Origin of the sequence: Microcoleus sp. CAWBG58 (genome assembly GCF_020883045.1) — a bacterium.
Lineage (GTDB): Bacteria > Cyanobacteriota > Cyanobacteriia > Cyanobacteriales > Microcoleaceae > Microcoleus.
Window position 1 is genome coordinate 35107 of record NZ_JAHRFA010000049.1, and the last position, 16773, is coordinate 51879.

Annotated in this window: 12 protein-coding genes; 10 read left to right on the forward strand and 2 right to left on the reverse strand. The window is 44.7% G+C overall.

Annotated features, from left to right (window positions below; translation table 11 throughout):
* Positions 1–28: 28 nt before the first annotated feature.
* From QZ918_RS20785 to QZ918_RS20820, 8 genes are all read left to right on the forward strand, one after another.
* Positions 29–1327: a glycosyltransferase gene (locus tag QZ918_RS20785; RefSeq protein ID WP_293338082.1), complete on the forward strand. Its 1299-nt coding sequence runs from the start codon at positions 29–31 to the stop codon at positions 1325–1327.
* Complete coding sequence (locus QZ918_RS20790; protein WP_293338084.1) at positions 1324–2511, forward strand: glycosyltransferase family protein; 1188 nt, start codon at positions 1324–1326, stop codon at positions 2509–2511. The genes QZ918_RS20785 and QZ918_RS20790 overlap by 4 nt, the downstream gene beginning before the upstream one ends.
* 334 nt (positions 2512–2845) lie before the next feature.
* The gene (locus QZ918_RS20795; RefSeq protein WP_293338086.1) at positions 2846–4081 is read left to right on the forward strand and encodes a glycosyltransferase; all 1236 of its coding nucleotides are present in this window, start codon (positions 2846–2848) and stop codon (positions 4079–4081) included.
* 142 nt (positions 4082–4223) lie between these two features.
* Positions 4224–5279: a glycosyltransferase family 2 protein gene (locus tag QZ918_RS20800; RefSeq protein WP_293338088.1), complete on the forward strand. Its 1056-nt coding sequence runs from the start codon at positions 4224–4226 to the stop codon at positions 5277–5279.
* A 203-nt stretch (positions 5280–5482) separates the two neighbouring features.
* The gene (locus QZ918_RS20805) at positions 5483–7336 is read left to right on the forward strand and encodes an ABC transporter ATP-binding protein (RefSeq protein WP_293338090.1); all 1854 of its coding nucleotides are present in this window, start codon (positions 5483–5485) and stop codon (positions 7334–7336) included.
* A gap of 206 nt (positions 7337–7542) precedes the next feature.
* Positions 7543–9345, forward strand: coding sequence for an iron uptake porin (locus QZ918_RS20810; protein ID WP_293338092.1), 1803 nt, complete (start codon positions 7543–7545; stop codon positions 9343–9345).
* 97 nt (positions 9346–9442) lie between these two features.
* The gene (locus tag QZ918_RS20815) at positions 9443–10603 is read left to right on the forward strand and encodes a histidine phosphatase family protein (RefSeq protein WP_293338094.1); all 1161 of its coding nucleotides are present in this window, start codon (positions 9443–9445) and stop codon (positions 10601–10603) included.
* Between the two features lie 58 nt (positions 10604–10661).
* Positions 10662–11720, forward strand: coding sequence for an NAD-dependent epimerase (locus tag QZ918_RS20820; RefSeq protein WP_293338096.1), 1059 nt, complete (start codon positions 10662–10664; stop codon positions 11718–11720).
* Between the two features lie 297 nt (positions 11721–12017).
* On the opposite strand, the gene QZ918_RS20825 is transcribed toward QZ918_RS20820, so the two are convergent.
* Both QZ918_RS20825 and QZ918_RS20830 read right to left on the reverse strand, forming a co-directional pair.
* Positions 12018–12311 carry a hypothetical protein gene (locus QZ918_RS20825; protein WP_293338098.1) on the reverse strand — a complete coding sequence of 98 codons (294 nt, stop codon included), beginning with the start codon at positions 12309–12311 and terminating at the stop codon, positions 12018–12020.
* A 383-nt stretch (positions 12312–12694) separates the two neighbouring features.
* Positions 12695–15892: a leucine-rich repeat domain-containing protein gene (locus QZ918_RS20830; protein ID WP_293338100.1), complete on the reverse strand. Its 3198-nt coding sequence runs from the start codon at positions 15890–15892 to the stop codon at positions 12695–12697.
* A 176-nt stretch (positions 15893–16068) separates the two neighbouring features.
* Here QZ918_RS20830 and QZ918_RS20835 point away from each other — a divergent pair, with 176 nt between their 5' ends.
* Together QZ918_RS20835 and QZ918_RS20840 are read left to right on the forward strand one after the other, a co-directional pair.
* On the forward strand, positions 16069–16377 hold the full coding sequence (locus tag QZ918_RS20835; protein WP_293338102.1) for a hypothetical protein: 309 nt from the start codon (positions 16069–16071) through the stop codon (positions 16375–16377).
* On the forward strand, positions 16377–16628 hold the full coding sequence (locus tag QZ918_RS20840; RefSeq protein WP_293338104.1) for a ParE family toxin-like protein: 252 nt from the start codon (positions 16377–16379) through the stop codon (positions 16626–16628). The genes QZ918_RS20835 and QZ918_RS20840 overlap by 1 nt, the downstream gene beginning before the upstream one ends.
* Positions 16629–16773: the final 145 nt, after the last annotated feature.

A 16773-nucleotide genomic window follows, 5' to 3' on the forward strand; every position in this document is an offset into this window, starting at 1 on the left:
ACCAACTATCAACTTTCAACTGATATATATGTTTAAAAATCGCAAAACCGTCGGCTATCTGCTCAAAACTTATCCGAAACTTTCAGAAACATTCATATTGAATGAAATTCTGGAATTAGAACGTCAAGGAGTATCTTTGCATTTGTTTTCCCTCCGAAAACCAACAGATGAAAAAAATCATCCTGATGTTGACCAAGTGAAAGCCTACCTTACTTACATTCCGACACTACTACCAGACTTCAATTTTCCAGATTTAATCAGCTTACTAAAAGCTCATCTACAACTGTTATTCCAAAGTCCCAATAAATATCTGCAAGCACTGCAATTTCACTTACAACGTCCCGAAAAAAAGCGTTTGAATGAATTTTTGCAAGCGGGATATTTGGCGGCAACCATGGGAAATTTAGGGATTTCTCACCTGCAAGCTCACTTTGCCAATGTGCCGACAGCAACAACCGAAATAGCCCAGATTTTTGGGGATATTTCCTATAATATCTTTGCTCACGCTAAGGATATTTACTTAACCGAAAAGGAAGTGCTCGATCGCAGAATTAGCAATGCCGAGTTTGTACTCACCTGTACGGGGTTCAATCACCGGTATTTGCGATCGCTCTCGACTAGCAGCACGCCGATTTACTTATCCTATCACGGCATCGATTTAACCCGTTTCACATCAACCGTTGTCAAGCACAAAACCGAAACTCCCTTAATTTTGAGTGTCGGTAGATATTGCGAAAAAAAAGGGTTTCCCTATTTAATCCAAGCTTGCCAGCAGTTGAAACAGCAAGGGCATAAATTCCAGTGCGACATCGTGGGTTACGGGCCTTTGGAAGGGGAACTCACACAACTAATTGCCGAGTTAGATGTAGCCGATGTGGTTTCTCTCGCCGGGAAAATGACTCAGGATGAATTGGTCAAGGTGTATCAGAGAGCCAGCATATTTGTACTCCCTTGTCAAGTCATGGAAAATGGCGATCGCGATGGAATTCCCAATGTTTTATTAGAAGCAATGGCAATGGAAATTCCTGTGATTTCTACCGATATTTCCGGCATTGGTGAATTGGTAGAAAGCGACAAAAATGGCTTTCTGATTCCTGAAAAAGATACGCCAGCTATAGCAGCAGCTTTAGGAAAATTGCTAGCTCAACCTGAATTGGGAGAGCAGTTTGGCAAAGCAGGAAGGGAACGGGTTTTGCAGCAGTTTTCCCTCGAACGAAACGTCGGTGAAATCCGCGAATTGTTCGATCGAATGCTGCACTCAACTGAAATAGTCAGCCAAGAATTAACAACAGAAATCACTCAAAAAGAGGAGGTAAAAGTCGGATGAAAAAATTAATGTTTTATTGCCAGCACATTTTAGGAATCGGGCATTTAGTCCGCAGTATGGAAATTGTGCGGGGCTTAGTTGCAGACTTTGAAATTTGCTTTGTCAATGGCGGAAAAGCGATCGCAGGTTTTGAAGTTCCCCCTGGAGTTAAAGTTGTGAATTTACCTGCAATCGAAACCGATGCAGAATTTCAAAATCTCTCAGTTGTTGATGATTCCCGTAGTCTGGAGGAAGTTCAAGAATTCAGAAAGGAGCAACTACTAGACATTTTCAATTCCTTCCAGCCAGATGTGTTAACGATCGAATTATTTCCGTTTGGAAGGAGGCGTTTTTCTTTTGAGCTTGTTCCACTTTTAGATCGAGTCAAAGCCCAAGGGAGAAAGACAAAAGTAGTTTGCAGTTTACGGGATATTGTTGTCACCAAACAAGATCGGGAAAGACACGAGGAAAAAATCTGCAAACTGATGAATCAATACTTCGATCTATTATTGATTCATGGCGATCGGCAATTTCAACCATTGGAAGAAAGCTTCTCCAGAATTAGAGATTTAAACTGCCCGGTTCATTACACCGGATACGTGGTGCAGTCTTCACCCGAAAATCTCGTACTTAACGATGAAGATAAGGCCGCGCTTGAGAGTGAAAAACCGCTAATTTTGGCGAGTATCGGTGGCGGTAGATTCGGACACGAACTGCTAGATTCTTTGGTAGAAGCAGCTTCAATTTTAGAGTTCCTTATTCCACATCAAATCCAGATATTTACGGGGCCGTTTTTCCCAGAAGTAAAGTTTGCTCAAATGCAGCTTTTGGCATCAACTCAGCCGAACATTAACATTCAGCGATATACACCAAATCTGCTGACATACATGGAAAAAGCCGATCTGTCTATTAGTATGGGAGGCTACAACACTACCATGAATATTTTGACAACTGGGGTGCGATCGATGATGCTGCCATTTGTGGGGAATGGCGACTTAGAACAAACTATCCGCAGCCAAAAGTTGGAAGATTTGGGAATTTTAAACGTGATTCATCCCGCAGATTTAGAACCAAAAGATTTTGCTAAAAAGATTGTTCAATGTCTGATGGAAACGCCAAATCCGGTAAGACTAGACTTGGATGGCGTAGAGAAAACTGCTGATTTTCTGAAGAGTTTATTAAAAGTACCTGCTGTTGCTGCTTAATTCAGTTGACAGTTGGTAGCAAACAGTTGACAGTTGACAGTTGACAGTTGACAGTTGACAGCGAGTGGGAAATCTCGCTTTTACCTAAGTCTAGATCCCCCTAAATCCCTCTTCTTAAGGGGGACTTAAGAAGTTTCCAGTCCCCCCCTTCTTAAGGGGGGCTAGGGGGGATCTAATCTGGACAATCTCGCTTTTACCTAAGTCTAGATCCCCCTAAATCCCCCTTCTTAAGGGGGACTTAAGAGAGAGAGGTTTCCAGTTTACCCGGAGGGGGGCTAGGGGGAATCTAACTGCTACATAACTGCAAATATTACCAAATTGAGGAGTGAATTTAATGACAATTAGAATTTGCATTACGAGTCTGGAATATCCGCCAGAAGTGGGGGGAGTGGGAGAATCCGTTCACCGGATTGCTCACATGATGTTAGAGTTGGGCTACGAAGTTCACGTTGCTGTTTTTCATTCCAAACAACGGAAGTTTGTGGCAGGAGAAACTCAACGCGCTAGAATTGAAACGGTCGATCGAGATGGTGTTTTAGTCCACCGCTTGTATCCGCCAGCCCGATCGAGCGAACCGATTATGCAGGATTTTTTGAGCGAGGTTTATTCTCAGCTAAAAATTCTCCACCAGCGTTACAATTACAACCTTTTTCATGCTTTCTTTATCAATGAAACTGGCTTTATTACTACTTTGCTAGCCAGAGAACAAAATGTTCCGGTTATCAACAGCATTCGCGGTAGCGATTTGCACAAACATATTTTCAATGCCAAACAGCACGGCCAAACTGTTTGGATTTTAGAAAATTCGGATTGGGTGACGTTTGTGAGTCGCGATTTGCAGACTAGAGGCCGCATTTTAGCCCCTAGTATTAATGACAAGTCTTCGGCTTTTTGGAATTCGATCGCACCGATCGACTTTAGCGCACTTCCATCCCCGATCGCACCGAGTCAATTGCGGGGCACAGTCATCGGCTCAGTTGGTCGTTTTCGCGACAAGAAGGGCATCGAATATTTGATGGAGGCTTGCGGCAAAATCAGCGCTGACGTTGATTTAACACTGCTTTTAATCGGGGATTTTGCCGATCGCGAACGGGCTTACTGGCAGCAAGAAGTGCAAAACAGCGGATTGGGCGATCGATTAATAGTCACCGGACTCGTCAGCCGAGAAACTGCCCTGGCTTACTTACCAATACTCGACATTTTTGCCATTCCTTCGCTGCATGACGGATGCCCCAATGCCATGTTAGAGGCAATGTTAGCAGGAAAGGCGATCGTGGGTACGAAGGTAGATGCGATCGGTGACATTCTGGAAAATGAGGTGGATTCACTATTAGTAAATCCAGCATCTGCTGAAGAATTAGCAATCGCTTTGCAGCAATTTGCTCTGCAACCAGAATTGAGACAAAAACTGGGTTTAGCTGCTCGAAAAAAGGTGATGGAACAACTCACTCCTGCTGTCGAACAAGCTAATTGGCAAATCGTTTATCAGCAAGTATTAGAATCCTCCAAGCCGATTGTTGTAGCCGCGAATAGCATTAGCCCAAAGCTGGCTGTTGCTAACAGTATTTAATAGACATCTCCCATAATTGTGGAACAGGCATCTTGCCTGTTCTTGAAAGATACTCGGCGATTGAAATCGCGTCTACACAAACAAAGTCCGCCTTCGCGGACTGAAGAAAATACGAACTAATCAGAGAATAGGAGTTACCGTCATGATGTTACCAAAAGTTACTATCGTCGTCTCACCCCGCGAACGTTTTAGTTACAGTCGCGAGTCCTTAGAAAGCCTGTACGAACACACAGAAACACCCTTTGACCTGATATATGTTGATGGGAATTCTCCCGCTCCAATTCAGCAATATCTGGAACTCCAGGCAAAAGAAAAAGGTTTTCAACTGTTGCGAACAGAAACTTACTTGGCACCAAATCAAGCTAGAAATCTGGCTTTAGATTTAGTAAAAACTGAATATGTTTTATTCATAGACAACGACGTTGTTGTGACTCCTGGCTGGCTCGATCGCCTTTTGGAATGCGCCACCGAAACCAAATCTGTTGTCGTATGTCCCCTTACCTGCATCGGTAATCCATTGCATGAAACTATCCATTTAGCAGGCGGAGAGGCACGAATTGTTCTGGAACAAAAACCAGGCAAAACTAAAGTTAAACGGAAGGTTCATGAAAAGCATCATTTTGTGAATCGTCCAGTAGCTGAAGTGCTCGAACAGCTTCATAGAAATCAGTGTGAATTTGCAGAATTTCACTGTATGTTAGTCCGCACCGAAATTTTCCTCCGCACTGGAAAACTAGATGAAGCGCTGCTAAGTACACGAGAACATATTGATTTCTGCATGAGCGTGACAAACACTGGCGGCACTATTTATTGCGAACCTGCATCGGTAGTGACCTATGTTCCAGGCCCATTACAATGGTCGGATATGACCTTTTTTATGCTACGCTGGAGCGATGCTTGGGAAGTAGCAAGTTTAGAGCATTTCCGCACAAAATGGGAACTGACTGAAGACAAGTATTTCAAAAAGCGTTACAGCCGTTTGGGACAACGCCGTCATCAGGCAATTGTGCGACCATTTGTGAAAAAGATTGCTTTCGGAAATCGTAATCCATTCTTAGAAAAGATTCTGATTTCTGTCGATCGCATTATCAACCGCTATGTCACTTCTAGATTCGATCGCGCGGGCGATCGCAAAGTGGAAGTTAAGGTATTAAAACCGGAGTCGTCGCAGGTTTTGGAAACAGTATCTTCTAGTTGATAAACCCGGAGATCCCCCCTAACCCCCCTTAATAAGGGGGGGGGACAAGATGAGAGGAGTTAACTCAAAGTCCCCCTTCTTAAGGGGGATTTAGGGGGATCTCCGGGGATTTAAACGGTCACAAACAGACTAAATTCCACACATAAAAGCATCTATCATAGGAATTAAAAAATTGCACAATCCATATTTTCAAGGAATATAAAATGCCGGAAACTAAAAGTATTAAAGAAACCGTACCCGGGCTGGGACGAATTATCCAAAAATTCTGGCCACAGATTCGTAGTCAAAAGGTTTTACTTGTAGTCTCATTTCTAGCACTAATCGCTGAAACGGCTTTCCGATTACTAGAACCTTGGCCTCTGAAAGTAATTTTTGACTACATTCTATTATCGGGATTTGAAACCGCTTCTCAAACCTTTCCAATTATCAAAGATCTCAGCACAATTGAGTTGTTAACAGTGTTGTCTGTGGCAATTGTGGCGATCGCAGCTTTGCGGGCAGGTTGCGCTTACATAAGTACGATCGGCATGGCATTAGCTGCAACGCACATTATGACCGAAATTCGGGGGACTCTTTACAGTCACTTGCAGCGGCTTTCCCTGGCATTTCACAATAAAGCTAAAAGTGGCGATTTAATTACCCGCGTTACCTACGATGTCGAGCGCATCCGCGAAGCTACTGTCACCGCAGCATTGCCCTTATTTACTAACGTTTTTACCCTGACAGGAATGCTGGGGGTGATGCTGTGGATGAATTGGGAATTGGCAATAATTGCGATCGCCGTTTTCCCGCTATTTATCCTCGTTTCCGCTCACCTTTCCAAGCAGATTCAAAAAGTAGCCCGCAAGCAGCGCAAGCGCGAGGGAGCGATGGCTGCCACCGCCGCCGAAGCAATGGGTGCGATTAAAGTAGTGCAAGCTCTTTCGCTCCAAGGAATGTTAGAGAGTTCATTTAATAAAGACAACCAAAAAAGCTTGCAAGAAGGAGCCGAATCGCAAAAACTGGCAGCGGGATTGGAGCGAACTGTAGAGATGTTGGTCGCAGTTGCAACGGCTCTGATTCTGTGGCGCGGCGTGCAATTAGTGCTGCACAAAACGGTGTCGCCTGGGGAACTATTAGTATTTATCAACTACCTCAAAACCGCTTTTAAACCGATGCGGCAGTTGGCAAAATATACCGCCCAAATTTCTAAAGCTACGGCTTCTGGCGAGCGGATTATTGACCTCCTCGATACCGTACCCGAAATTCGCGATTTGCGGGGTGCAAGGACAGCGCCGCGTTTCCAAGGTGCAGTGGAATTTAAAAATGTCATGTTTGCTTACGAAGCCGAAAACGTGATTTTGCAAAACATGAGTTTTCAAGTAAAAGCCGGCGAGCAAATTGCTTTAGTCGGGCCTTCTGGGGGCGGTAAATCGAGTTTAGTTAGTCTGTTGCTGCGCCTGTACGATCCTGTAGAAGGTGCGATTTTAATTGACGGACACGACTTGCGCGAATACAAAGTCGATTCGCTGCGAAAACAGATTAGTATCGTGCTGCAAGAAAGCGTTTTGTTTGCTGTCAGCGTCAGAGATAATATTGCTTACGGGTGTTTGAATGCAACTGATGCTGAAGTCGAAGCGGCCGCCCGTTTAGCCAACGCTCACGATTTTATCGAGGCATTACCTCAGGGCTACGATACTGTTTTAGGAGAACGAGGATCGACGCTTTCGGGCGGACAAAGGCAGCGAATTGCGATCGCCCGCGCTGCTGTGCGCCAATCTCCGATCGTCATTTTAGACGAACCGACAACTGGTTTAGACCAAGAAAACGAACGTGCTGTCAGCGAAGCTTTAGAAAGGCTGACTCAAAATAGCACCACATTTTGGATTACTCACAATCTAAAAGCAGCCGAACAAGCTGACACAATTCTGTATATTGAAAGCGGCAGAGTTTTGGAACAGGGCACTCATTCTGAACTCATAAATTTAGGTGCAAAATATGCAGCGATGTATGCAGTGCAATCTGCGATCGGCAATGATTTGCCTGACGAAGCTGACTCCTTTGCTATTTCCCGTTAAGGCGGCAAATGTAAATTTTTGATATTAAATTATTGGAGATTATTGCAATAATTGTAGGGTGCGTCGCCATCAAGTATCCCAAACCTCAATCAACTATCTCGCAGCGACGCACCTTACATTTGACAGCAAACAGCAAATATTTGACAGGGATTGTCCGCTGTTACGAATGCCATAGATGTTGGACTGTTCAATTTTTTAGATTTCTCATGTTTCCAATATTTTCCTTAGTTTTTCTAATTGCTTTAGCCGCAGCAACTCCTGTTTTTGCCAGCGACTCGGCTGAAATCGATCGCCAATTAACGTCCCCAGTTAATAGCGAAGAATCTAGCGATCCAATTGAAAGCAATCTCGAAATTATTTTTGACAATAATGGAACTAAAAATCAAGTTGCAGCGTCAGTAAATCAGATGCCTGAAAATTCCCAAATTTTGTCAATTCCGGCGGTAGCAACTACATCGGAATCGACGGTTGAAACCGCACAAATAGAATCGGCGGTTGAAACCGCATCTACACAAACGAAGTCCACCTTCGTGGACTTAGAAATGAAGGAGGTGGAAAAAGATGAATCTTTAGCAAACATCACCTCCGTATCCGAATTATCCGATGTCAAACCTACCGATTGGGCATTTGCTGCTCTCAAATCCTTGGTAGAACGTTACGGGTTAATTGCCGGATATCCCGACGGGACTTTTCGCGGCAATCGCGCTTTAACTCGCTACGAATTTGCCGCTGCTTTGAATGCAACTCTCGATCGCCTAAACAAGCAAATTGGGGCAAATACTGCTAATTTCATCAGTCGCGAAGACTTGGAAATTTTGCGCCGCCTGCAAGCAGAATTTGAGGGAGAGTTGGCAAGTTTGCGGGGCAGAGTCGAAAATTTGTCGCAGCGTTTAGACGCCGTGCAGCAGTTTTCAACTACTACAACATTGGATGGCGAAGCACTTTTAGGAGTGATTGGAGTTGAGGGAAATAAAAAAGCAGATGGTAAAGGCGATGATGTTGACAGCAATCTTACCCTTGGTTATCGAGTCCGGTTGAATTTTGACACGAGTTTTACGGGGAAAGATAGACTCAGAACCCGACTGCAAGCTAACAATATTCCCAAAGTTAGCGATGCTGCGGAAACAGACATGGCAAATCTTAGCTTTCAAGGAGAAAGCAAAAATCAATTTGAACTCAGTCGCTTAGAATATCGGTTTCCAATCAATCGCCAAGCAGTTGTTTATGTCGAAGCTGTCGGCGGCAGTCTCAACGACTATACTGATACTTTGAACCCGTTTTTAAGCGGCAGCAGTCGGGGTGCGGTGTCTCGTTTCGGCCAGCGAAATCCGATTTACCGCCACGGCGAAGGAAGCGGAATCGGAATCAGTTATGCTTTTAGCAAAAGAGTCAGTTTAGATGTTGGATTTGTTGCCGATAAAGTGAACGATCCAGAAATCGGTTTTGGCAAAGCAGCTTATGGCGCGATCGCCCAATTAACCCTCCGACCAACTAATAATATCGGAGTCGGTTTTACCTACGTTCGCTCTTATAATAGCCTGGATACCGGCACCGGGAGCGATCGGGCAAACGACCCCTTTGACGGCGAAAGTGATGCCATTACAGCCAATTCTTTCGGTATTCAATCCACCGTCAAAATCAGCCGCCAGTTGACAGCCGGAGGTTGGGTGGGATATACCCGCGCCAGGGCCCTCGATTTGCGCGATCGACCCCAAGCGAGTATGTTTAACTGGGCCGTCACTTTAGCTTTCCCAGATTTGGGTTCAGAAAATAGTGTAGGAGGTATAGTTATCGGCCAGCAACCTAAAGTAATTAACAGCGATTTCATCGAGGACGATCGACAATATACCGACCCGGACACATCGCTGCATTTAGAAGCATTTTATCGGAGGCAATTTACAGATACTCTAGCAGTAACGCTGGGTTTTTTAGCAATAACAAACCCCGAACACAACAGCAACAACGACCCGATTTACATCGGTACATTGCGAACAACATTTAGTTTTTGATAAATCAACCTTTCCGTTTCCGCATATAGGGTATTGCATTTACATCCGTTACATCCGTTACAAAATCCGTTGCCGAACTTCCTTATTCCTTATTTTTATGAACAACACCACTCGCGTTATTCTCGTCCGTCACGGTCAAAGTATTTACAACGAAAGAGGACTGTATCAAGGCTGCTGCGACGATTCTTTCCTCACCGAAAAAGGTCGCTTAACCGCCTATCAAACAGGAATTTCTTTAAGCAGCATTCCCTTCGATGCCGCCTACAGCAGCCCCCTACAGCGGGCTAGAGAGACAGCCAGCGAGATACTAAGTGCGATCGCAACTATTGCCGACAAGCACCCCGAATTGCACATCAATAACAACTTAAAAGAAATTGACCTGCCCGCCTGGAACGGTTTATCATTCAAATACGTTCGAGAACACCTTGCTGAAGATTACCGCTGTTGGAGAGAACGCCCTCACGAATTTCAGATGGCTGCTGAATTTGACGATAATTCCCCCAGTAACAATTCAGTTCTCACTTTAGTTAAACCGCAAAATTTCCCAGTCCAAAACCTCTACCAACAAGCCCAAAAGTTTTGGGAAGAGATTCTGCCCAAATATGCCGGCAAAACAATCCTGACTGTCACTCACGGAGGTACAATTAAAGCATTGATAAGTACCGCGATCGGGATGAAATGTCAAGACTTTCATACCCTACAGCAGTCAAATTGCGGAGTCAGCATTCTGAGCTTTTCTGGTGCAGAACATCCGGCAACATTAGAAACAATGAATTTGACAAATCACTTAGGCGAAGTTTTGCCCAAACTCAAAGAAGGAAAACAAGGACTTCGTTTGTTGCTAGTACCTGCTGACAGTAAAAATGATATTTATACTGACAATATCGCCAAAAAAATCCAACAAACTGCAATTGATTTTTGCTTGAACAGCGAGGGAGAAAACTCCGCAAAAATGGCTGAAAAATTGATTGAATCGCACCCCAAGCCGACTGTAAAGCTATCGATTTCTACGGAAAGATTTATGCAGACTTGGCATCAAACAATTTCCGGGAGATCGCGCCAAAGCCCGTCTCTTTGCACCGGGTTAGTCGTCGCTGAAATTGGCGAAATTAGGGCTGCATTAAATCAAGTATTAGGATTGCCAATCCAACAGCAATCTCTCAGAATAAAATCCGGGACTATCAATATTTTACACTATCCCGCCTCTGCTGAATATCCTGTACTGCAAGCAATGAATCTCTCAGGTGAAATTAGTTAGCAGAGGCTTCAAATTGTTTCCATTCCCATTCCCCATTCCCCATTACCAATTACCAGCCATGAAAATTTTAGTAACAGGTGCAGCAGGCTTTATCGGCTATCATTTATCCCAAAGATTGCTGGCCGAAGGACAACAAGTTTACGGCATCGACAACTTAAACGACTATTACGATGTCAATCTCAAAAACGCACGCTTAGCTCAACTCCAGCCGCATTCAGACTTTACTTTTGGGCATTTAGATTTGAGCGATCGCACTTTAGTATCCCAACTCTTCCAAAATCACCAATTCGATCGCGTTGTCCACCTCGCAGCCCAAGCCGGAGTCCGCTACTCCCTGCAAAATCCCCACGCTTACGCAGACAGCAACCTCACGGGATTTATCAACATCCTAGAAGGCTGCCGCCACAGCAACATCGAGCATTTAGTTTTTGCTTCTTCCAGTTCCGTTTACGGCAACAATACCAAAGTTCCCTTTGCTGTTAGCGATAACGTCGATCATCCGATTTCCCTTTACGCCGCCACCAAAAAAGCCAACGAATTGATGGCACATTCCTATAGCCATTTGTACAACTTGCCAATGACAGGATTGCGCTTTTTTACAGTATATGGTGCTTGGGGACGACCGGATATGGCCTATTTCAAGTTCGTAAAGGCGATCGCCGAAAACAAACCCATCGATGTTTACAACTTCGGCAAAATGCAGCGCGACTTCACATACATTGACGATGTAATTGAAGGTGTAGTGCGAGTCATGGAAAAACCGCCTCAATCCAATTCCGAAACATCAACTGCTGTTCCTTACAAGATTTACAACATTGGCAACAATTCCCCTGTAGAATTGCTGACTTTTATCGAAGTTATTGAAGCAGAAATGGGTAAAAAAGCCGTTAAGAATTTGTTGCCGATGCAGCCCGGTGACGTACCGTCTACCTATGCAGATGTAGATGATTTAATGGCGGATGTAGGTTTTAAGCCCAGTACGCCGATCGAACAAGGAATTCATCAGTTTGTACAGTGGTATCGAGACTATTACGGCGGTGTAGCCCACAACTCCTACAGCCAAGTCGCGGCACAGATAGAAAATATTCCCAGCGGCGATCGCCTCGCCAAAGTTTGAGCGTACCATTGTCAAAATAACAGACTTTCCGGCCTGTTCCACAAAGTTCACCTGAGTTCATCTCAATGAATCCAAATATACTCGTAGGGGCAAAGCATTTCGGCAGTAAATCTCTGATTCTGACTCATAAATTATGTGCCGAAATGCTTCGCCCTGGCCCAAATGAGATGCACCCGTTCATCTCTTGTGGAACAGGCATCTTGCCTGTTCCTAAACAACAAGTAATTGAGAATGGTGCAATATCTAAGATGCAAGCAGAATAGATATCTGACGAGGAGATAAATTGAATTGCCAAAACTATTTTTTATTAAAAAGACGGCAGACGATTTCACCAGGATTGTTTTCTCCAAACGCCAACATAGTTCCGTCTTTCTTAACTGTAGTGCGATCGCGGCAATTGTAGACTTCTAAAGGCTGTTTTTCTCCATCAACACTAAGAATTACTCGGTATTCCCAATAATTTTTGGCACTGCGCTTGATATCGACAATGCAAATCTGGCTTCCCTCATAATTGTGGCATACAGATGCCTCAGCAGGAAGGGAGAACCAGAAAAAAGATATTAATAGCAAGAATAAACAAACATATTTCATGATTCGCGCTCTATTCTTTATCGAGTAATTGTAATTTTGCGATCGCCTTTAGCATAATTCACCTCAAAATGTATAGCAACCCCCGTCTTATGACAGGTTGTTATATTTATAATAAACCATATTTGTAGGGGCGGGTTCACCAAGATTTTCGATCGCAATGAATGATCTCAAAAACCCGCCCCCACCTACGAAAAATAAAAATGTACCGTAAATTTATTGTGGAATGTTCGCATAAAATGTACCGTAAATTTATGATGAAATGTTCACATAAATTATCGCAGGGAGGGGGCGGGTTTTTGAGATGTTTTTAAATTTCCTAGATGGTTGGTGAACCCGCCCCTACAGCATTTTGGGATGTTTTTATGAAACGAACTGCATCTAATTTACCGTGCCGGCGGTAGCTTGAGTTCGATGCCCAATTTTTGACCGACATCGATCGCAGTATTGGCAAAATCAGTCATCCCTGCGATCGGAATTGCGATCGCAGTACCCGCCGCAATCAGCGCAGTCAAGCTCTTCTTTAACCTAGCTTTATTCCATTGATTTTCCGGCTTCTTAATTTCAGCTTCGACATCTTCAATATCAATAATTACCCCTTCGCGGATGTCTTCGGGAAACTGCATCGCGGTTTCGCGCATCGATGAAATTAGTTTGAGAATTTCCGCAGTATTCGCATTATTGATTTCAATGCCGCCAGAGGCTGTTTGTTGCGCGTTGTCTTTCACTTCGTTAGCAAGCGCCATGCTGCCGATTTGTGCGCCAGAAAAGTTGTTATTTTGAGGAGAATTAGTCATTTTTGCTTCTGCTTTATTAATAATTGGTCTACTAACAGCTAGTTTAGCGATATCTACAAGGTCATCATATTCTCTTCCGTATTTTTCATCGCCCCTTTGCCTGATGCGCCGAAGTTCGATCGACTCATACCCATCCAACAACGGCCGCAAATCCCAACTCTTTTTAAGTTTCCCTACCCGCACCTTAGTCTCGCCCATATCCTCCAATCCTAGCAACTCCTCGTAATCCAGCGGCTCGGCATCGGGATAACCGGGAACCGGCACCCATTGACTGACTTCCAGATTCGCAAAAGAATTGTGGATTTTAGTAAAAGTATCGCGAATCATACTCAGAAAAGAACGCCGCGTCGATTCCCGCCCGCTAACAGCAATAAAGATTTTCTCATCTTCCGGGTCAGATTTAATGCGGGCGATATTGTACACCTCAGCGCCTTCGCGGTACTCCAGCATTACCCCCGTGCGCCAGTGGGTGCAGTTGTGGATTTTCTCGTGCATCAAAACGATGAAACGCGACAGAATGCTATCGGGGAGGATGCGGTAGTGATATTGAAATTCCAGGGTTTCGCCTTCGAGTTTGGTGTTTTCCGGTTCTTCTTTCGGCAAAATGCCGGGGATGAGGAAAGTCGGCGCATTGCAATGGTTGATGGGGAAACAGAGTTGAAATTCGCCCATCAACTCGGTGAGACAGTTGTAACGGTGGCTGGGATATTTAGTTGAATCGAGGATGCGGCTGAGGTCGGCGTGGGTGAGAATGCCTTTAGTTTTGACTTTGAGTGCGTCGTCGCTGAGGAGGGCGTAGATGCCTTCAGTCACCCAGTGGGGATTGAGGATGTTGGTGGATTGCAAAATCGGGTGTTCGCGGAAGTTGAGGACAATGCCCAGGTTGTGCAGCAGTCCGATGAGTTGGGTTTGGTCGGTTTCTGCGAGGATGTTTTCGGTGGCGCAGATGGTGGCGTATTCGCTGATGGTGATGAAGTCTTTGTCGAGGTTTTCCAGGCGCTGCTTGACTTGGAACCAGCTTAGCGGCAAAAGGTCATAAACTTCTTTTAGTTGGGAGATTTCGGTGTGGATGGCATTGCGGAGTTCGTCGATACCGGTGCCGCTTTGGCAGGAAGTTTCGATAATGGCTTTGATGTTGGGATATTTATCGCGCAAGGCTTTGCGGTTGATATCGAGGGGTTGTTCGTCGCACTTGTTGCCGATGATGATGACGGGGGAGGCGTCGCCGAAGCTTTCGATCAGTTTCAGCCAGTATTCGAGGCGGTTTTCGTCTTCGCTGGTGCGACAGTTGGAGACGAGGAGGTAGAGGCTGCGTTTGGTGAGGAAAAATTGGTGGGTGGCGTGGTAGATTTCTTGTCCGCCGAAGTCCCAGACGTTGAGTTTGACTGGTTTGGTGTTGACTGTTATTTGCCAGTTTGTGATGTTGAGTCCGTCGGTTTGGGGTTCGTTGGGGTTGTATTGGTTGTGGGTGAGGCGGTTGATGAGGGAGGTTTTGCCGACGCTTCCTTGGCCGACGAGGAGGACTTTGGCTTCGTTGAGGGGGAGGACTTTGCCGCTGCGAAGTTGGCGGAGGTAGTTGAAGATGGCGGCGGGAGTACCGGGGTTTTTGTTGTTGCCAAGAACTTCAGGAGAAATGGGTAGGGGATTGCCACAAAGATCTAGTTTTTCAAGTTTTGGGAGTGTTTCCAAGCATTCGGGAATTTTTTCAATCTGATTACTTCTGAGGTCAACTTCTGTCAGATTGGACAAAGAGGCGATCGCTTCAGGAATTTCTGCGATCTGATTGCCACTGAGGTGAAGCACTGTCAGATTGGATAATTGAGCGATAGCTTCGGAGATTTCTGCGATCTGATTGTTCCAGAGGGAAAGCTTTGTCAGATTAGATAATTGAGCGATAGCTTCGGTGATTTCTGCGATCTGATTGCCACCGATGTTAAGCAGTGTCAGATTAGATAATTGAGCGATAGCTTCCGGGATTTTTGTGATCTGATTGTCACCAAGGTTAAGCTGTGTCAGATTAGATAATTGAGCGATAGCTTCCGGGATTTCTGTGATCTGATTGCTCCAAAGGTGAAGCCCTGTCAGATTAGATAATTGAGCGATCCCCTCTGGGATGGAGGTAATCTGATTGTTAAAGAGGTAAAGCTCTGTCAGATTGGATAATTGAGCGATCGCCACTGGGATGAAGGTAATCTGATTATTACCGAGGTTAAGTTCTGTCAGATTGGATAATTGAGCGATTGCCTCTGGGATGGAGGTAATCTGATTGTGACTGAAGTGAAGTCCTGACAGATTGGATAATTGAGTGATCGCCTCTGGGATGGAGGTAATCTGATTGTTCCAAAGGTAAAGCTCTTTCAGATTCGAGAGTTGCCCGATCGCCTCTGGGATTAAGGTAATCTGATTGTTATTGAGGACAAGGTATGTCAGATTCGAGAGTTGCCCGATCGCCTCTGGGATTAAGGTAATCTGATTGTTACCGAGGTTAAGCTCTGTCAGTTGAGAAAGTTGACCGATCGCATCGGGGATGACCGTAATCTGATTGTTAGATAAGTTAAGTATTTTTAAATTGGTTAATTGAAGAACAACATCAGGAAACTCAGTTAGCTGATTCCCAATCCATTCTTTTTTCTTCTCATCATACTTCCCCAACACCAATGTCTCAAGCTGCGTGCACTTGCCAATCTCCGGCGGCAATTCTTCCAACCCCAACCCCGCCAAATCCAATTCTGTGGAGCCCTCATCAGCGGCTTTGTCGATTAACTGCAACAAGTGCGATCGCGTCATATGTTTTGTCGGTGGTAGTCTTCATTTTATTGTGACAGGATTTTTTGGTTGCTGGGGAGTCGCGCGCACCACAATCTAAGAAACCGGGTTTTTTCCCTTTTCTACGGCTGTCACCAACAATTCTGGCAAAAACCCGGTTTCTGGCCACCCACCATAATCTAAGAAATCGGGTTTTTATGATTTTCTGTGCTATCACCAACAATTCTGGCAAAAACCCGGTTTCTGGCCACCCGCGCGTCAGTCCTCAAGCTATAATTAAGCAGCAATGCAAGCTTACGGATTCTATGTCCACTATTGAACAAATCGAAGCCGCAATCCTCAAACTGCCTCCCGGCGACTATCAAAAACTGGTGCAATGGCTCCTAGATATAGAATATCAACGCTGGAGCGAACAGCTCGAACAAGACATCCTTGGCGGTAAACTCGATACTCTGGCACAAGAAGCATTAGCTGACTTTGAATCAGGGCAATACCGAGTAATCTAATGCACTATACAACTCGCCGTTTTTGGAATTGCTACGCTGCACTGCCAGAAAATGTGCAATCCACCGCCGATCGCGCTTATGAACTCCTCAAAGTCGATCCTAGTCACCCATCTTTACACTTCAAAAAAGTTGGCAAATACTGGTCAGTTCGAGCTGGGCAAAGTCATAGAGCTTTGGGTACAGAAATCAAGCAAGGAATTCTCTGGTTCTGGATTGGTACTCACGCAGAATATGACAACTTAATCAATTAGTAAAAGTTTTGTATGCGAGTAAGTAGGTAGGCGGGAAAAAACCAATCTATGTAACAAAATATTAAGTTACCTAATTGGAGTTAAACTTAAGACGTTGCGTGGTGTAATTTCCCTTTTGTCCTCTAGCTTCTACTCCATGAATTAC